Origin of the sequence: Ensifer sp. YR511, assembly GCF_900103045.1 — a bacterium.
GTDB classification, from domain to species: domain Bacteria; phylum Pseudomonadota; class Alphaproteobacteria; order Rhizobiales; family Rhizobiaceae; genus Ensifer; species Ensifer adhaerens.
In genome coordinates this window covers 36,563-55,346 of the sequence record NZ_FNGR01000029.1, presented here as the reverse complement: position 1 = coordinate 55,346, position 18,784 = coordinate 36,563, and the positions used below count along the sequence as shown (strand labels likewise).

Genomic DNA, 18,784 nt, shown 5'->3' with positions numbered 1-18,784 from the left:
CGCCTGAAGCGCACGACCCTCTTCGGCATCGCGCGTGCGGAAATGGCTGGGCAGCCGTTCGAAAAGGTTGCCGGTCGCGCGATTATACATTTGCGGTCTCCATCATCGTCAGGCTGACCGCCGACGGCAGCACGGTCAGCAATTGCGCCGGGGCAAAGTCGTGGCGCTGCCCGCGCTGGCCCGGCCCGACGGCTGGGAGCGAGGGCAGCACCGAGGACAGATCAGCAGCCACGGAACCGGTGGTAGAGCCGTCGAGCAGCACCTCGAGCGCGTCGAGATCGACCGATACGACACCGCGCGCCCGATGCAGCGCGGCAATGACCTCGGCAGCACTCACCGATTGGGCGAGCTTGCGCGCGTCGTAACCGAAAAGCGCCTCGATCTGCTGGCGCGCCCAGAGCTTGACGTCCTCGGCGCGGTAGGTCGGATCGGGATAAATCTTGGCCGTCAGGGCAAAGAACCGGCGCGCGTAGGGTTGCAAGATCAGGGGACGTGCAGGATCGCGCGCCTTGGCCATTGCATCGGCAAGGTTGGACATCAGCGGATCGCTTGCCGTGAGCTCGGCGTCCGCTTCAGGGGCCACCGTGACATGGATCACCTTGTTCTGCCCTGACCACAGCTCGCACGCCCGGGCCTTGCCGATGCCGGCAAAACTACGCGCAAAATCGGCGTAGTCGGTGAGCGAGACGATGCGCCCGAGGGTCTTGACCGTGCCCGGTGCGGTTTCGCGCGCGCTATCCAGCGTCTCGGGATCGGCCGAGCCTGTTGCGGGCGACGGGTTCACCACTGCGCGCACACCGAGCGGCCGGGTTCTCAGCTGACTGATCGCCTCTTCCGGCACTTCGCCGGCGCGGCCGATGCCGCTGCGGTACTCCGCCTTTACGTTCAGCAAGCCGGTGGGCAGGCGACGCCCGGTCCGGCCGTCACCGAAGCGCACATGCGCCTTGCCGTCGTCGGACAGGCGCACCTCGTAGACGGGGTCCTCCGGCCCGGCCTGGCCCAGTGCCGTCACCTCCTGCCAGAGCGCACCGTCGATACGGATCTTCAGGGTCGAGGCGCGACCGGCCTCGTTTGCGGCTGAAACGTAAGTGAGCGGCGGCTTCTTCAGCGTGAAGGTCTGGAACGTCAGCCGGGCGTCGCCATTCCCGAGGTCTTCGGCCACCGCCTCGCCATGGGTGGCGAGCGCGACATTTGCGTTGATGCGCACGGTGGTGCGGTCATAGGGCCAGGCGGTCTCGCCGGTCAGCACCAGCCGCGTGATCCCGTCGATATGCTGGACCTCGTCGATGATATGGGTCTCGCGCCCGGTGATGCCCTCGGCATCGTTGCGTGCGCCGGAAAGCGAAACGGGCCGTCCGCGTTCGAGATCAAGATAAAGCCGGTCCAGCTCGACCGAGGTGGACCTGTGCGGCAGCTCCCGCGACAGCGGCACACCGGCAAGCGGAAGATGCGCGCTGACCGCATGGATCTGCGAACCCCGAAACAGGAAGGAATTGTAGATTGTGGTCGAGTCGGTGCCGCCGAGCTCCAACAGTCCGCCATTGGCGCTGCGGAACCCCACGCCGGTCGACTTTCCCGTGATTGCGTAGTCCGCCCGTGATTCCGCCGCCGCATGCACGACCCGCAAACCGAGAGACCCGCCCGCGGCGTTCTCGATGATCGCCCAGCCGTTGGGCTGCAATTCCTTCAGCTCGCGGTCGAGGTAGACGTGGGAGGCGCCCTTGTCGACGTACTTTGCCCCCATCCCGTCCAGCCAGATCGTGTTGGGTGATCCGCCCGTGGCCCCATCCCAGTTGTGGGTATAGGGACCCTTGTCATAGGTCCCATCGGCCTTGGTGCCATAATTCACCGTGGCGTGGAGCGGCGCAGTACTGCCGAAGAACCCGGAACTGTCGCGCATGACATGCAGGCCGAGTGCCGGCACCTCGCCATCGTCCTTCTCCGGCGGCGGCAAGACCAGCAGGCGAACCAGCGTCATGATTTTGGCGCGCTGCCAGGATTGGGATTGCACCAGCGCCGAGAGCCCGTCTCCCGACCAGGTCCGGCCGCGCACATGCGTCTCGATCGCCTGAGTGCCCAGCGCGATGCGCATCGAGGGCATGATGCCGATCAGCAGTTTCGCGAGCCGGAAGGGCGGTGCGCGGCGCACCTTCTCGGGCGCGTGGCCGCTGCGCGTCAAAACGACTTTCGTCAGGCCGAAGGCTCGGTCCTCGGTGGCCGATACCACCCGCATCGGTATGGCCGTGACCGGCGCGCCATCGCTCGCCGCCTGCGCCACCGCCAACAACCGGGTGCCCTTGCGCAGGTTGAGCCCGAGCCCCGTAAGGCAGACCTCGTTCACCGGCAGCGCGTAGAGCACCGGGTCGATCTCTTCGTTCGTTTCGTTGTCCTCGATACGTTTCGCCAGCGCGGCGGGCAGATCGAGCCGTCGGGTCATCGGGTGGTAGTGTTCCAGATCCGCCTCGGCAGCAATGGTAACGAGGTCAGGATCGGCCAATGTGGCGTCGTCGAATGAGTTGTCCAGATCGAAGAGGTAGAGCGTGCCGTTGGCTGTGTCCCCATCACTTTCGAGGTTGTTGTAGAGCACCAGGTTCTGAGGACGCTCGGTTCGGGCGTGAATGTTGTTCCATTCGGCGCGTGCGGTGATCTCTTCGACCGTTTCGAAGATCTGCGGCAGTTTGCCCTTCTCGTGCGGAATCGACATCGCCTGCACACCGATACCGATCTGGACCACGCGATAGGGATTGTCCGTGTCCTCGACCGAGAATGCCAGATGGGCGCTGGACGCCACGCCGGGGGCGAGCTCATAGCCGATCATCCGCGCCAATTCGAGCACCGAACGGCGCTGGGTGGCGGTCCCGATGAAACCTTCGTTGGCGATGCGCTCCGAATAGAAGGACACCACGTCGCAGGCCATGGCCCAGGCGTCGAACAGGCTGATCGTCGGATCGCGAAGGTCGCGCGTCCGCAACGCCTCCAACGGCTGGAGCTCGGCACCGGTCTCCGGGTCTATCACCCCGTGTCGCGGCAGAAGATGCAGCATTCGCGCCAGCGCCTCGGGCTGGGTCGTGATCCGGTAATCCACCTGTGAAAGCCCGGCACGGTTGGCAGGGCGATGCGGACCAAGGTCGATGCCGCCACACGGCGAGCTTTTGTCGCGCGTTGCCATGATCAGCGCCCCCCTTCCACGATGAAGCGGACCCGGCCGTTCTCGGGACGGCTGGGATCGTTGTCGAGCCGGGCAATCTCGGCGCTGGCGATCGGCAGGATCGCCTCGGCGGCATAGTCCACACCGGGCTGATCCATCCGGGCAAAACGGCCCACCGGCGCGTTGCTTTCGTCGGTGGTGCCGATCCAGGACACGCCGTCGATCCGCATCGCGCGGGCGATCATCGGCGACAACGCCACGTCCGCTCCGAACTCCAGGACATCCGGATGAAAGAGCCCGCGGGTTCCATCCGGCAGATCGCGATCGGAAAAGAGCGCCAGGAGATCGCGGTTGATGTCCGACGCATAGGCGTCGGGCGCGGCACAGACAAAGAGGATGATGTCGAGCGGTACGAAGACCGGCGAGACAAATTCTAGATCGTGGCCCGCCAACCGATGATCTTCGATGAACGCGCGCAACTCGGCCTCGACTGCAGCGTCCACCTCGCCGCCTCCGACGAGGTCGAGCGCCAGCGTGACCGTGTGCCAGCTGCCGGTCCAGCGGCGGCGCCCGAAGGCTCGTTCGACGCTCGGGTGGCGGGCGGCAACCACGGCGTAGTCGGCCGCCGTGACCGCACGACGCGAGACGCGAAACGCCTGTGGCGCGGCAACATGCACTGCCGTGCGTGGTTCCGGCACGATGCCGCCGGTTGCCGGGACAGGGTTGCTCAGCGCGAAGATGCCGTTGCCGTCGCCGGTCACCACATGGGCGATCGCGCCGGCCCCGATGTTGCCGCGCAAACCGCCGCCGTGACGGATACGCGCGACAAACGCGGCTCCATCGGTTGGGCGGCGGCCCAGTACCCCGTCGCCGAAGCGCACATAGGCCGCCCCTGGCACGGTGCCTGCCTCGACCGCCACATGCGGCGCGAAACGCTCCGACGCCAGAAGGTCCGGCACCGTCGTCCATATCTCACCGTCGCCGACGAGCGCGACCTGTGCGACCGGTTCGGCCACCGGCGAAAGCGACGCAGCCGCCGAGGCGGTGCGTGCACTCTCCGGATCGAAAGGCGGCGCGCGCACCACCTCTCCGGCGGCCAGCCGGTAGCGCAGCACCTGGCCAGGCCCGTCATCTGGCAGCAGGCCGTCGGTGGAGAGGGTTTCCAAGAGGATTTCGTCTTCGTGCGCGGGGTCGCCGTGATCGACGGTACGGCCTTCGTCGACCAATAGAACATTGCCACGCGCCACCGACATCGGCTTGCCATCGAGGGTACCGATCGGCAGAGCGAACCTCAACGCGTCTTCGGCGAACCAGCGCACCTCAGTCAAGGCGAGACCGAAGATCGGATCACTTGCAGGCTTGGGGCCTTCCGACAGACGCACGACCTGGCGGTGCGTCGGATCCGGCGGATCCTCGGTGCTACCGCCAAAAGGAATGCGCTCCTCCAACAAAAGAAGATCGCCTGCCGCAAGGTCAAGATCGCCGGGAGCCTTCGTCAGGAAAGCGGAGGTTGCGCCCTTGGTGAGGCAGCAGCCCTCGTCGCCCCAATCGTGGAAGCCCGCATCGTTGCGCGCCACGCGCAGCGACTTCAGCGGTTCCAGTGCCTCGAACACCACTGACCCACGTCGGACCATGTCTTCGAAAAGCTCCGCCTCTGGTGTGATCACCGTCGGCCGCTGCTGCCCCCGGTCCTCTGGGCGGGTCAGGAACCGGGTGCCGCGCGCAATCACGTCAGGTGCGCCATCCCGGTCGACATCCGCCGTCACGGCGACGGCTGTGCGCGCATTGCAACCCTCGCCCGGACGATAGCCGAGCAGCCGGGCGTGGCGCACGAGTGACTGCCGAAAGCGCGTGCGCTCGAAGAACGCTTCGGTGACTATGGCATCCTGAAACCAGCTCACCTTGTCGGCAGCATCCGCCAGCACCTCAACAAGGGTCACGCCCAGGTCCGCCGGATTGCGCTCGGTCCAGTCGGCCATGGTGGCAGACATGCGGTCCAGCATCATCGTGCGAAAGCCGGTGAAATCGCGGGTCAGGTAATCTATCGGCGGCCCCTGACGACGCGCCGGAACCGAAAGTGCAGGGTCGGCGCAATCGAAATCCGAGCGGCATTCGACTTTGAAGGAGAAGCACACGCTCGCCAGCTGGCGATCCATATTGGCGGGCGGTGCAGCGTTCACCGCCCCTTGCCGCAGCGACAGCACATAAGGCGAGAAATCCCCGGCCTGGTCCAGGGTCAGCCGCTGGGTCAACCCGTCCGGCTGCAGCGCCAGCGATAGCACCTTGATGCCCTTGACCCGCGTTCCGCCTGTCACGGCGAAGTTGTCCTCGTTCAGGGCCGCGACGCCATCGGGTTTGAGGAAAGCTACGTCGAGCAGTTTCTGCGCCATGCCAGCCGGTGCGCCGCTGTCCAACACCTCGACGAAGTCGATGCCGTTGATCTCAAGCCCGCCGCCCATGTCGGCGTTGCTTTCCAGAACCCTCTGCCGGCGCAGCGACGTGCCGCAATGACACCTGCACTTCGTCATATCGCGCCCTCCACCACGGCGCGGCGAATCTCGTCGTCGCCGAGCCGGCTGTAGACGACCGTGACCCGCAACTGGCTGTCCACGGCCTCAACCCGCACACCACGCAGTTCGATCACCTCGACCAGCCATTGCTGAAGCGCCCCCTGGACCATGTGCTGGACGGCGGCTGCGATCTCCGGCGTGTTCTCCGAAAACACCATCTCGTGCAGCCCGGCACCGAATTCAGGCCGGTTGAGCCGCTCGCCGCGGCGCGTGAACAGCACCTGCTCGATCATGTCGCGGATCTGCTGGTCGCGGTCGACCTCGGCCGTGGTTCCGGCGGCTGAGATCCGGTAGGGGAAGGAAAACCAGGTCATATCGCGACAACCTTGGTTTGCGGCGAAGACCAGACCACCGGACCGTTGGGGATCTGGCCGGATTTGCAAAGGTCGCCGGGATTGACCAACAACACCGGCTTGCCGGCCGACTGCACCTTGCTGGCCGCCTTGGTGAACTCAGCAATGAGACAGGGCTGCGGCTTGGGTTCGGGCGTCGTGAACGGGCAACCTGCGATCGTGCCCTTGTCGCCGAGAAGGGCTGCCGGCGTGCCGTCGATCAAAAGCTTCACACCCGTCGCCGCGATCGTGATCGGGATGGAATGCGGGCAGGTGGCGACGGTTCCCTGCGTGACGATCGGCGTGGTCATGGCAGCACCTTCAGATTTCCGTTGTTGATCGTGACCCCATCGGGACCAAGCTTGACCGTCGATCCGGAAAAGCTCAGTTCCATGGCGTCCGCCCCCGCCTTCAGCACGGCATCCCCCATGGCCGTGGTCATGCTGAGCGTGAGTTCCCCCATGCCCGGCGCGTCGAGCACCTCCAGTTTGAAGTTGTCGCCCGCCCAGATCCGCGTCAGCGCCTGCGTCGGCCCCATCGCCGCCGGCGTGTCTCCGGCGTCCCAGAACCCGCCAGACCAGATTGGATAGTCCGGGTCGCCGCGCTCGAACTCGACCCAGACATTGGCGCCCGAGGGCGGGATGGCGAAGATGCCAACGCCCGGTCCGGCGCCCGGCAGACAGGGCATGGCCCAGGCGAGCGTGCCATCCCCCATGACATCAGCCACGCTGACCTGCACCCGGCCAAGGCCCAAGGGGTCGATGTTGAGCTCAACCTTGCCGCGGTATTTGCCGAAGAATTTTTCGTCCTCGCAGCTCATATCGGCGATACCTCCGGTGCGACGGCCGGCAGGATCGGATAGAGCCCGTCGCGCTGAAGTGCGAACGACTGGGTATAGGCACCGGGTTTGAGCACGTGCCTGACTTCGGCCACCGTATAGGTTCCGTTGTAGATCATCCCCAGGCCGCGGATATCGACCGCGTAGTAGGGTTTAAGCACCGCGTTGTAGCGCGTGTTGTCGATGGTGCCGGTCACCTCCAGTACCCTTTCGGCCGGTTCGTTCACCTCAGCCATCAGACGCGCAAGCACCTGCGCGGTGTTGAGGCCCGAGGTCACTATCTCCTTCGTCTTGATATTGCCCATCTGCGTCAGCGCCTCCGACAGGGCCGACATCGGCGTGTTGGTGGAGGTCGGGATCTCCAGCGAAACCACCTGCCCTGTGGAGCGGTCATGCACCTTGGCGCGCGCAGCCGTCAGGGTCTCGCCATCGTGGTTGACCGTGACGTCGTAGGCATCCGACATTGGCCCCAGATTGACCGAGATCGGCTTCTGCGGCAGGCCGGGGCGCGGCACCGGGCCGAAGTAGAGCTGGCTGATCCCCGGCGCCGGGCCGGGATCGATGAACACCTTGTAGCCGTGGCGCCTGGCCATCTTCTTGGCATAGCCGAGGTCCGTGCAGGTCTGCTGCGGCGTGCGGTCGACCGGGATCGGCGGATCGATCACCGGCGGCGGCATAATCACCGGGATCACGCCGTAGGTGGCATATTTCAGCGCCATGGCATTCATGATCACGGTTTCGTCCTGAGCCGGGTGCTGGGCGCGTTTCTCTTCGCGGTCCATGACAAAAGTCAGGTCGCGGCCCAACATCAGGTACTTGCCTTCATTCGACCCTTCGCCGGGTATGTACTGGGTCTTGGTCACCACCCCGTCGAAGATCGGCGTCGGCACCACCCCGTTCCAGACAACGACCACCACCCGCGCTCCGCGCTGGAACCGGGGATCATTGACGAACGGAGGGCCAAATGCGCCAAGCGGTCCCTCTCGCCCGGCCAGCAGCGTGATCTTGAAGCCTGAGTCCTTTTTCATCGCCTGGCGCACCTCGATCTCTTCGATCGCCTCCATCGCCTCGAGCGGTGCGGGCAGCACGACGGCCTCCCTGCCCAGAAGCAGCGTGACGCGAATGCCGAGGATGTTGCCGAAGGCGCTCACGTGGTCCTGCCTCCCCTCGCATCGGGCATCGGAATGACCAGTGGAGCGCCGGGCACCGCGGTCAACTGGTCGGGATGCGCGGCGGAATTGGCATTGGCGATCATCCACCAGGCGGTCGCCTGGCCATAGGTCTGTGCGGCGATGATATCCGCGCGGTCGCTGTCGGTGACGCGGTGCTGGCGCGCCACGGTGTGATCCTCGGGGTGCGGCAGGATCGGCGGCACGATGTGGCGCACTTTGCTGCCGTCCGGCCGGGTGAATTCGGTTTCGGTGGCGATGGCGTATCGGCTCGTTGCTGTGATCATCACGCCCTCTCAGAAATCCAGGTTGCCCGCCACATCGGCGATGTTGTTGACGCTTGCGACGGTGGCGAGCGTCTCCTTGATCACCTGGTGGGTCAGGAAGGCCCAGTAGCCCGGGTTGGTCATGGACAGATCGTTGTAGGTCAGCACTTTCATCGAGACCGCGACATCGGCGCGGATCGGGTTTAAAGCCGGGTCGTGCGCGGTCTCGGTGATCGACAGACTTTCGATCTTGACAGGCACCACCCGCTTCCAGCCGTAGATGAAAAGCGTCAGCGGTGCGGCCGGCGGCACCACCTCCATGGTTCCTGCCAGCATCAGCGCCTGATTGATCGCAACGGCGATGGTTTTCGGATAGACCATCATCTCGAGTGCTGCGAGATAGCCCGAAATGCCGCCGCCCAGAGGTCCGTTCTCGCCCTCTTCCATCTGGTCGATCAGGTCCATCTTGAGGTTGGCGCTGATCGTCTCCGTGGGAGGCCCCGCCAGCCGCAACGGTTCCGCCCGCCCGTTGCCTGCCTGGCTGTAGTTCGGCGCGATCGACCGGGTGATCTGGTCGGGGTTGTACTGGAAGATCGCCACCGAAGAGAGCGGGTTGAAAAGATCAAGCCCGACAAGAGCGCCTTTCTGGACTTGCGGAGAGATGGTTAGACCCGTCATAGCAAGCTCCGATCTGAGACGCCGGACGTGGAACCAGTGAAGTCATTCTTTGGAAACGGTCTCATCTGTCAGCACTCAGCTTTGCCCAGAATCCGTCGCTGCCGGTGGGATTGATCTCGATTTCGGTATCGTTCTTCAGCACATAGGGGCCGTCCGGGAGGTACTTGATCCAGTCACCGGACTTGTCACGCCCCACCTCGATGACCTTGATCCGGATGGGTAGCGGTCCGAAGGTCTTCAAGTCCGACGTCTGGACGTAGAGGTAGACGTCGAACAAGGTCTTGGCGTCGCCCCGCCCTTGCGCGAAACCACCGGACGGCCCTGGCAGGATGGTGTGATAGCTCGTTACCGTCCCGCTCGGATCGGCGATTTGTCCACGGCGTACCGACTGGGTCGATTGCCCGCCGGATCCGGGTTGGCCGCCGCTGCCGCCGGCCGCGCCGCCTGCGGGCTTCTGCTCGGGGGGCTGTCCCGCGGGCTTGTCTTTTGCCGCGTCGGGTACGGTTTGCTTGTCCGCCGGTGGGCTGCTTTTGGCGGTCGGCGGGCTGCTCTTGTCCGGTGGATCCCAGACCTCCGGAGTGCCCGGAGGCGGCGGCGCTTCCGGCTCGAGCAGCTTGCGGAATTCTTCCGGCAGTTTGCTGCGGTCGACCTTGCCTGCGTTGTCAACGATTCCAGTGCCCAGGCGACCATGTTCGCGGATTTCCTTCTGGGTGGCCCGGCGCTCGTTCATGCCCGGCGGGAAGCCCGGCGGCGGTTTCGAGAGGTCGCTGCCGCCCCGTCCGCTACCTGGATTGTCGATGTCTTCGCACGGGACCTCGGCCGCGTCAGGCAGATCGGGCGCATCGCCGATATGATCGCAAAGCAGCGGCTTCACCTCGGGCGGCAGGATGTCCTTGAGATGGCTGCGGATCGTCTCGGCGATTTCCTTCGGCAGGTTCTGGATGATCGCCCGGCCGAGGATGAACTCCTTGATCAGGTCCTGTGCGACACAGGAGCCCAGCATGTGCGACAGAAGATACTCGCTGGGCGAGATGTCGAAGAGCGAAAGGATGTAGTCGACACCGGCAACGACGCAGGAAATTCCCACCGTTTCGAGCCCGCCGGCGGCGCAGGAGGCGATGCGGGCGACGTTGAACACATGCCGGGCGATGCTGATCAGGGTCTTGGCAGCTTCCCAGGTGTCCATCACGGCTTCATAGATGCTGCCGAAACGGGTCTTGATCGCCTCGGCCGCCTCTTCGACCTTGGCTTCGATCTGAGCCGCGATTTCCTCATACTTCTTGACGAACTCGCCTTCGATCGAGTCGGTGTATTTGCTGAAATCGGAGCCGATCATCGACTTCAGCAGCGATTTGAACCCTTCCTCGACGCAGTCGACCAGATAGGCGCCAACCTGCGGCAGCATGACCTTGATGATCGCGCCGAAGATCACGCCGCCGACCTTCATGATCGCCTTGCCGATCTTGCCGCCACTCGTGCGCTTCTTCGCGCCCGCCAGGAAGTTTTCGAACTTGGTCTTCAGCCGGTGGTAGATGTTGAGCGCCTTGACGAAAGTCGCACCAAAGGTCTTGCGCATTGCCCCGAGCATCCGCCCCGACCGCCCTTCCATGAGCTCGGCACGGTTGAATTCGGTTTGCGCCTTGGTCAGCGCGGCTGTGTCCTGCACCGGTCGCGAACCGTCGGGACCGGTGCCACCCAGCAGCTTGACGGTGTTCTGGATCGCTGTGTCGAAGGCCAGCTTGGCGATGTCCGCCTTACCGGTCCCGGTCTTGATGTTGGTGTAGTCGGCAAAGGTCCTGGTGAAGGTTCTCTGCTTTTCCTTCCAGGTGTTGTACTGCGCCTGGAACGGATCCTCCTGTGGCGGCAGCGGCTTTTTTGGTTTCTTGGGTTGAACGCGGGCATCGGCATGGCGCAGCGGCATCACCTTCTTGCCCGTCGGCGAAGAGACCATTTGGTCGTACAGGGTCTGGCTCGCCTCGGTCAGCTTGTCGCGCCGGTTGGACCGTGATGTGCTGGTGTCCTGTTCCTTGATTTCATCGGGCCAGAACACATACTCCCACAGGAACTTGGCGCCGCTTTTCTGCCGGTAATAGGACTTCCCCGTATAGGTGAACCCTGTAACGTTCTCGTACTTGTCACGACCAAGGATCGTCTTGCTGTACTTGTTGAGGCGCAGCTTCAATGCACTTTCCAGAGGGATGAAATCGCCGCTGCTGGCGGAGCTCGCCATCTTGGCGGCGCTGAAGTTGGTCCTGGCGAGCGAATTGCTTCGCGACGACCCGGTCAGGGTTCCGGCTGGCGCGGTGCCATTCTTGACGGCCTCGCTCTGTTCCACCGTCTTGTTGTAGCGCCGGGCGGCTTCGTTGAAACCGGTGGCGTAGTCGCCAACCTGTTTTTCCGCGTCGCTCATGCGATCCCTGTCACCGGCGAATTTTACGTCGCCAATCTCGTAGCTCGAGGGCGCATCGAGTGCGGATCGAATGAAGTCGGTGGTCGCCCAGCGAGGGCTCGATTCCGTGCTGTATTTCTCGTAGCCTCCGCCCGGTCTCAGCGCGGCGCCGCCGATGTGAAGCGACTTTCTTGTGTCGTAACCCAGGCTCTTGGGTACGACGTTCTTACCGCCGTCCGACACGACGTACCACGGCAGTGCGGTCGGCCCGCCAGCGCCAGTTCCGGTCCCCGTTCCGGTGCTGCTGCCAATGCCAGTGTACGGTGCAAATCGCAGTCCCCAGAGCTTGTTGGGATCTGAGATGACCAGGTCGGCATAGCCAAACCCGTCGTCCACAGAGCCCTTGTCGCGCTGCGCGTTGGGCACCGCCACCTCACCCATGAGTTTTGCATTCTTCTTGACCGCGTCGGCAACGACGAGGTCATGGGTGGGTGTCTTTTGGGGATCCTCGCCGAAGTAGAGCGTTTCGCTGATGATCTCGGACGGGACGCGGCGCACTTTCGGCTGCACTTCATCCGGCTGGGTCTGTTGCAGCACATGCGCCAATTCGTGCGCCATAGTGAAGGACGGCGCTTCCGCTTCGTTTCGCCCCAGCCAGACATGATTGCGGTAGGTAAAGGCGAGCGACGAGATGCTGTCATTCAGCGCATCCGAGGCGCTGCCGCGATGGATGCGCACGTCAGAGAGGTCGCGCCCCATGCGGCTTTCGAAAAAGTCTCGGGTTTGCGGCGAGAGGGCGCTGCCGCCGGATTCCAGCTGACCGGCCGAGGCGGCAATGTGTTCGGTACCCGCAGGGCCGTCGGCCCGCATCCGCGGCATGTCAGTCAAGTCATGCAACATCTCGCGCTCAAGCAGCGGCGAGGGTATGCGCTGCACCGTCGCTACGGCCCGACGCGGCATGACCGGCATCTCTTCCTCAGCAGCGCTGCAAGCGGCGCATTTGCGTTGAACGACCGATCTGCGTGCCATCACTTCCGGCTCGTCGTCTTCGCTCCGGCGCTGAAGACCGGTGCCGGGGCGCTGGGTCATGACGGTCGCTGCGATTGAATCCGCTTCGGCCTCGTGCGGATGGTCAACCGGTCCCACCTCCAGTCTCGGTATCACCGGCGTTTCGTCACCTCCGCAGGCCGAGCATTTCCGCCTGATGCGACGGGGCATGGCGTCCGGCGTTTCTGCGTCGAGCCCGGCACGTTGAACGGAATTTGGCTCGCGGGTCGCCATCACACGTCCGGCTATGTCATCCGCTTCGCGCTCGAACGGGTCGTCCACCGGGCCCACTTCAAGCCGCGGCATGACTGGCATGGTGTGCTCGTCATCCTCTCGGGCGCATTCAGCGCAGACGCGCTGAACCGAAGGAACCGAGGACAGCGAAGAAAGCAGGCGCCGAGGCACCTGGTCTTGATCCGGCAACGGCTCGGCCTTGTGTTTCGTCGGCGTCGCGACGGCAAAGGCGGGGGGCTTGGCGGCTTGGGCGACGCTCACGGACATGGCAGCCCCCCGGCAGCTGGCCTGGTGCTGCAGGTAATCGCCGGCGCAGGTCGCGCTATGTCGCCCCGCCCTACCATTCGAAGCCGATCCCTGTGAGGACCTGGTGCGCCCTTTGGCGCTCCGGTCGGCCTGAAGTGGCGGCATCCTCGTCGCCCAGAGGCGCCAGGAAATTGTAGAGCACCTCCATTTGCACCGGTCCGAAATCATAGCCGAGGCCGCCGCCGGCCTGGAGGCCGAACCCGGCCGGAAGATCGCCGCGCGCGGTATCATAGTAACCGCCTCCGAAGATCCGCCCGTAGAGGGACCGGTAGACACGATACTCCGCACCGCCGCGCAATCCGGCGCGGATAAAGGCGTCCCGATCGTCGACCGGCACATCGACATGAACGCCGGCGGTCAGGGCACCGCCGGCCCAGTCCAGCAGCACATTGTATTGCAGCGAGGCGACGAAACTTGTCCTGTCGCCCGCCACCTCGGCGCCTAACAAGCCGGTTCCCTGACTGGTGAAATGGAAGCCCTGATAGGCAAGCGCGCCGCCGAGCCCAGTCCAGAACCCGACCCTGGTCGCCGGATCGGTATACTCGACCTTGAGCGTGACCGGATTTTTGTAGCCGTCGAGAAAGGCAGCCAGTTCGTCGAAGCTGGTTTGGATATCGATGCAGCCTGAGCTGCCGCGCAGTAGCCCGCCGTGCAGGAAGAACGCGCTTCGCCTTCCGGCATTGCCACACGGCCCCTCCCTGACCGCGACAGGATTGAGGTGCACCCGTCCCGCCCCCCAGTCGCCGGCATGAATGCTCTGCCCCTGGACCGTGACGTTTTTCTTGCCGACGATGCCGCCGACCAAAAGGTCCAGCTGTTCCCCGGTTGAAAATTGGCTGATACCCGGTGGCGAAAAACTATAGGTGCCCTCCGGGATCGGCCCCTTGTCCTTGATGCCGGTGAAACGTTTGTCGTTCAGATAGGTGTCGACATCGACATCTGCGCCGCAGGCCTTGGCATCCTCTTCGGTAATCTTGATCGGGCGACCGGAATCGCCGTCGTAGCGCATGATTTCCTCGCCGTCGCCGTAAACGATCAGTTCCTCACCGTTGAAGACCATCGTGACTTTCTTGAAGTCGGTGGCCTTGCGTTCGCCGTCCGGCGCGCGGCGGATGGTTTGCTCGCCAGCGGTCTGTTGCAGGCTATGCGTCAACTCGTGCGCCATCAGGCGTCGGCCCTCGGTGGTTCCGGGGATGTACTCGCCCTTGGCCAGCGCAATATCGTTTCCAAGCGTATAGGCGCGCGCCCCGATCATGGCCGCGGCCTGATCGACCTGCGGCCCTTCATGGACGCGCACATGCGAAAGGTCCCGCCGGAAACGCGGTACGAAGAAGCCGGCTTCAGCGACACTGAGCATGCGGCCGCCCGCAGAAACCGCTTTGGCCGCCGTGGCAGCGCCGGATGGCCCGCCCCCAGTGTTGCCCCGAGTGTTGCCCCCGGACCCGCCGCCTTGCCGCTGCACCGAAGCGGCCGTCATGGGCGTGACAGCCCGTGCAGCACTGCCCTTTGCGACGGTACCGGCAACCTGATCGGCCTCGCGCTCATAGGCGTCGTTCGCCGGACCGACCACCGGCTTACGCTGAAGTACGCCGGGCACCGCGCTGAGCGATCCGGGCAGCCGCATCTTAGGTTCACACACGCCCGAGCCACCACGGTTGCGTGCGGAACGGGGCATCGAACGTCGGGCACGCAGAGCAGCGCGCAGGGACATCAGCCACCTCCTTTCGGGCGGGTGAGCGCCCCGGCGATCCGCTGACCGGCAAGACGTCCGAGCGCGTTAGGGCCGCGCCCTGCAGCCGGTGGCAGGCTCAAACGCAAATGATCGGCGCCACCCTGCCCGGCCAGCGCGCCGCCATTGGCGGCAAGCTGCGCGGCAAGCGCCGTCCTCAGCCCCTTCGCCAACGCGGCAGCGTCGCTTGCGTGCACGCCATGAACGCGAAGCCGGTCGATGTTGAGAACGATCCGTGGCCCGGCAGTCATTGCAGCCACCCCGCGCGTTCAGCGTCGGTCATCGGCCGGCCAACCTTGTCGTATTCGAGTTGCGCCGCCTGCAGGATCTCGGCCATCGACACTGCGCAACCGCGGTCGGCCGCGAGGAAGGCCGCGCCCAGCGCGATGTTGCGGATCGATCCGCCGGCCAGGTTGAGCTGTGCCAGCTTGTCGTAATCCAGTTGCTCGCGAGGTTGTGCGTCAGGAAAGATCCGCATCCAGATCGCCCGGCGTTCGACCAGATTGGGAAAGCGGAAATCGACGATGAAGCGCAGGCGACGCAGGAACGCGTCGTCGATATTATCGCGCATATTGGTGGTCAGGATGCAAAGCCCGCGATAGGCCTCGAGCCGCTGGAGCAGGTAGCTCACCTCGATATTGGCGTGGCGGTCATGGCTGTCCTTAACCTCGGAGCGGCGGCCGAAGAGCGCATCGGCCTCGTCGAATTGCAGGATCACGCCGCCATCCTCGGCCGCATCGAAGACCCGGCGCAGGTTCTTCTCGGTCTCGCCGACCCATTTCGAGACCATCGCGGAAAGGTCGACGCGGTAGACATCAAGGTCGAGCGCATTGCCGATGACTTCGCCGGCCATCGACTTGCCCGCGCCCGACGGGCCTGAAAATAACGCCGAGACCCCGAGCCCCTTGTGCTGGAGCCGCACGCCGAAGCCCCACTCCTCGTAGACCTGCGTGCGGTTGCGCACCTGGGCAATGATGCTTTCGAGCACATCCTTCTGTCGCGGCGCCAGGATCAGGTCGTCCCACGTCGCGGGCGAGGCCACGCGATGCGCCAGGTCGTCCATGCGGGGCCGCGCGGTGCGGCGGCAGGCCTCCCAGGCGCAGGTCGCCAGATGCTTCGGATCGCGATTGCTCTCCAGCGACATTTCTGCAGCGACAGCACGCGCAACTTCGGGAGCCACGCAGAAGGTGGCGGCAAGGCGCGGCAGGGCCGGGATAAGATCGGTATCGTCATCACTGAGAACGCTGTGCCACACGGCAAGCTGCTCGGACGCCTTCAGGCGCGGCATCTCCAGGCGGAGCGCCAACCGGTGACCGACCCGCATCGGTTCGACCGAGGCGATGGCGAGCGGCCCGCCATAGGTTTCGGCAAAGAGCTGGGCGGTCCGTGTCTCGCCCATGTCGTCATGCATCAGCACCAACCGCCCGGCACACAGCATCATATCCCGGGTGAGCCCAGCGGCGAAGTCCACCAGTTCGACGGCTGTCTGGGGCAGAAGCTGCGAGTTCAGCGCATAGGTGATGGCGTTGATCCCGGCTGAGGCTTCGGCAAAAGCGCAAAGCTTGCCCTCGGGATCGCCGCCGGTCAGGTGCAGCACCGGTGTGTCCGGTAGAGACAGGCGGGAACCGATTTCCCGGGCGAGCGTGGCGCGGTTGGGTGCCAATGACAACGGTCGCGGAATGCGGCGCAGCAGGGCGGAGGCCCCGGCGTCCAGCGAGGGCGCACCGACAAGGCGCAGCAGCACCGTGTCCGCAAGGCGCAGGCGCGCATCGACCAGCGAGCCGCTGCCCTCGATCCGGACCAGCCCTGCCCGGCGCAGTGGCGCCTCGGCCGACAGTCCCTTCCAGTGTGCGCCCGGCAGACGCGTCAGTGCCAGCGACAGCGTGGGGGCAGAGGTCAAAGGATCGTCAAGCAACCGGGCGACGATGTCACGCCCGTCCGGTTCCAAGGCGACATAGGCGCACAAGAGCAGGATGTTGCGACCGAACGCATCCAGTCGGAAGATTTCGGCCAGCTCGCAGGCAGCGGTGCGCGGCGGCTTGGTTTCGGCGACCGGGCCGTGTTCGAGCCAGGCGCGCACGACCGGGAAGGCGTCGGCCAGGGACGCGATATGTTCGGCGCGGCTCACAGCGAAAGCTCCGGGCCGATGATCTGGCCATAGGTGGAGCTGCCCGCGGTGCTGTCGAGCGTGACCGGGCTGAGGAGCCCGTCGACATCGGCCCTCACCAGATAATCGCCGCGCGGCAAGCTGACAAAGGAAAAGGTGAGCGAGGCGGCGTTCGCTCCACCCTCCACAGGGATACGCCCGGCCAGGATCACCTGCGCCGGCGCTGCCGAGTTGCGGACATCGAGAAGCAACCGGACCGCCTGATCCGACCGGATCGAAGGGGTGAAGCCGATATCGACCGTACCTGTCGCCGTCGTTCCACCCGCCGGCGCGGTGATCGTACCGACGACGATCGCTGGGCTGAGTGCAAAGGCCAATGCGTTGGAGCGGGCGCGCACGTGATCCGGCTGGTCAGCGCTGGTCCTGGGTGCAATCGCCTGCAGTTTGTGGACGCCGACGGCCAACTCGACGCCGCCGAAGGTGGGGGCATCGAGCGTCACTGCAAGCGCCGCCTCCGACTGCCGAACCCCGCTCATGGCAAGACCGCCACCATCGACTTCCAGCTCGAGCCCCGGCTTGGCCAGGCCCCTGCCCGCCACGTGGAGGATACCGCCCCAGACCGGCGGGATGATACTGCCGGGCGCCCTGCCCGCTGCGTCGAGCCGGAGCGTTGAAACCGGCGAGACCCAAAGCCCGGGATGCGCCACCGGGGTAGGAACCGGTGGCGTGGCGGACGTCTCGATCACCACATGGCTAACCTCGTAGGAGAGCGACAGCACATAGGGGACCTGATAGAAGATTGACCAGATCTTCGAGAAATCATCGATCGTCATCAGTTGGCGCGTCACGCGCAGCCGCGCCAACGCCGCCTCCAGGTCGCTATCTTCCAGCTCGTCGTTGTCTTCGATGGCGTTGTGGATCGTGGTCTTGCTCAGCAGCGGCTCATGCTCCAGAGCCAGCATCACCTCGCCCAGCATCAGATCGGGCTCGAACGCGTCGTGATTGCCGTAGAAGCTCATTACATAGTGCAGGTTCAGCGCCAGCTTGCTGGGGCCGCGCATCTGGCCGGTGGCACCACGCGTCGGCAGATGGTCATTGGCATGGGCGGCATTGGGCTCGACCCGGTAGAGATGAAGATTGACGAGCGGCGCTGCATCCTCGGCAAGCTTGGCCGTGGGCGCCCCCAACCGCACCTTGGCATTTGGCACCGCGGCGTTGGCCGCCGACAGGATGCGCCGGAGAAAGGCTGCGCTGACGGTGGATATGGCCAGCGGGTTGCTCATCGCCCACCTCTCCCGTCGAGAAAGTCATCCAGGCTGATCCCCCGAGCCTCCGCCCTTGCCGGGGCTGGTTGTCCGCCTCGCGGCGGATCCATCACCACCTCGATGGTGCCGATGCGGATCTCGACCTGGGGCGGCTGTTGCGGCTCCACAGCTCGGTCAGCGTTCCTGCCTCGCGGGACCTGCGCTGCCCAGTTCGGCGCGGTATCCTCGCGCGCAAGCAATGGCGGGGCGGCCCTCGGGACCGGGACAATCGATGATCGCGATACCGGCCGACCATCGGCAGCGACAGGGGACGCCGCCGGTTCGGGATCCGCCCGGGCCGTTTCGCCGGACATGTCCCCAAGAGCGTCTGCAAGTGTGCCGTTAGCGATCACCGGCGCCGGGGCGGACGGCGCGATGGGCAGCGAAACGGGAGCGTGCGCGACCGGAGGGGTTTCAGCGGCCAAAACGGCTTGCGACGACGTTGCCACCGGTGGCGTGACCGCCGGCCTCGAAGCAAGAGCAGCCGGAGCAACGCCTGCGGCGGGCGCCAATGGCATCATGCGACGCGACGGTGCAGCCGGTGCCGACGTGGCTGGCGTTACCGGCGCTGCAGCGTGTGTCGACCTCAGGACCGTCGTAGCTGCTGCGGATATGGTCGGACCCGCGACGGGGGCGGCCGCCGGAGGGGCGGCCTCTCTGGTGCGCG

At 65.1% G+C, this 18,784-nt stretch carries 13 protein-coding genes; all 13 read right to left on the bottom strand.

All coding sequences use genetic code 11. The features are described 5' to 3' along the window. Nucleotides 1-82: 82 nt before the first annotated feature. The 13 genes from BLU15_RS30810 to BLU15_RS30755 all read right to left on the bottom strand — a co-directional run bounded on the left by BLU15_RS30810 (nucleotide 83) and on the right by BLU15_RS30755 (nucleotide 18,096). Nucleotides 83-3,169 carry a putative baseplate assembly protein gene (locus tag BLU15_RS30810; RefSeq protein ID WP_176960407.1) on the bottom strand — a complete coding sequence of 1,029 codons (3,087 nt, stop codon included), beginning with the start codon at nucleotides 3,167-3,169 and terminating at the stop codon, nucleotides 83-85. Nucleotides 3,170-3,171: 2 nt separating this feature from the next. Continuing rightward, on the bottom strand, nucleotides 3,172-5,676 hold the full coding sequence (locus tag BLU15_RS39685) for a baseplate J/gp47 family protein (RefSeq protein WP_162766056.1): 2,505 nt from the start codon (nucleotides 5,674-5,676) through the stop codon (nucleotides 3,172-3,174). Further along, a complete protein-coding gene (locus BLU15_RS30800) occupies nucleotides 5,673-6,032 on the bottom strand; it encodes a GPW/gp25 family protein (protein ID WP_090300667.1) in 360 nt (119 codons plus the stop codon). Before BLU15_RS30800 ends, BLU15_RS39685 begins: the two co-directional genes overlap by 4 nt. Beyond that, on the bottom strand, nucleotides 6,029-6,361 hold the full coding sequence (locus BLU15_RS30795) for a hypothetical protein (protein WP_060519092.1): 333 nt from the start codon (nucleotides 6,359-6,361) through the stop codon (nucleotides 6,029-6,031). The genes BLU15_RS30800 and BLU15_RS30795 overlap by 4 nt, the downstream gene beginning before the upstream one ends. Beyond that, complete coding sequence (locus BLU15_RS30790; protein WP_090300666.1) at nucleotides 6,358-6,870, bottom strand: phage baseplate assembly protein V; 513 nt, start codon at nucleotides 6,868-6,870, stop codon at nucleotides 6,358-6,360. Before BLU15_RS30790 ends, BLU15_RS30795 begins: the two co-directional genes overlap by 4 nt. After that, entirely contained in the window at nucleotides 6,867-8,039 is a 1,173-nt protein-coding gene (locus BLU15_RS30785) for a hypothetical protein (protein WP_090300664.1), read from the bottom strand. The genes BLU15_RS30790 and BLU15_RS30785 overlap by 4 nt, the downstream gene beginning before the upstream one ends. Next, nucleotides 8,036-8,344, bottom strand: coding sequence for a hypothetical protein (locus BLU15_RS30780; RefSeq protein WP_060519086.1), 309 nt, complete (start codon nucleotides 8,342-8,344; stop codon nucleotides 8,036-8,038). The genes BLU15_RS30785 and BLU15_RS30780 overlap by 4 nt, the downstream gene beginning before the upstream one ends. Nucleotides 8,345-8,353: 9 nt before the next feature. Further along, nucleotides 8,354-9,001 carry a hypothetical protein gene (locus BLU15_RS30775; RefSeq protein WP_060519084.1) on the bottom strand — a complete coding sequence of 216 codons (648 nt, stop codon included), beginning with the start codon at nucleotides 8,999-9,001 and terminating at the stop codon, nucleotides 8,354-8,356. 61 nt (nucleotides 9,002-9,062) lie between these two features. Then, the gene (locus BLU15_RS30770; protein ID WP_162741434.1) at nucleotides 9,063-12,938 is read right to left on the bottom strand and encodes an eCIS core domain-containing protein; all 3,876 of its coding nucleotides are present in this window, start codon (nucleotides 12,936-12,938) and stop codon (nucleotides 9,063-9,065) included. A 70-nt stretch (nucleotides 12,939-13,008) separates the two neighbouring features. Next, complete coding sequence (locus BLU15_RS30765) at nucleotides 13,009-14,688, bottom strand: eCIS core domain-containing protein (RefSeq protein WP_090300716.1); 1,680 nt, start codon at nucleotides 14,686-14,688, stop codon at nucleotides 13,009-13,011. Further along, nucleotides 14,688-14,957 (bottom strand): hypothetical protein, encoded by a 270-nt coding sequence (locus BLU15_RS39130; protein ID WP_060519078.1) that lies wholly within the window; start codon nucleotides 14,955-14,957, stop codon nucleotides 14,688-14,690. The genes BLU15_RS30765 and BLU15_RS39130 overlap by 1 nt, the downstream gene beginning before the upstream one ends. Next, the gene (locus tag BLU15_RS30760; RefSeq protein WP_060519076.1) at nucleotides 14,954-16,834 is read right to left on the bottom strand and encodes an ATP-binding protein; all 1,881 of its coding nucleotides are present in this window, start codon (nucleotides 16,832-16,834) and stop codon (nucleotides 14,954-14,956) included. Before BLU15_RS30760 ends, BLU15_RS39130 begins: the two co-directional genes overlap by 4 nt. Continuing rightward, nucleotides 16,831-18,096, bottom strand: a complete 1,266-nt coding sequence (locus BLU15_RS30755; RefSeq protein ID WP_090300660.1) for a Pvc16 family protein — start codon at nucleotides 18,094-18,096, stop codon at nucleotides 16,831-16,833. Before BLU15_RS30755 ends, BLU15_RS30760 begins: the two co-directional genes overlap by 4 nt. Nucleotides 18,097-18,784: the final 688 nt, after the last annotated feature.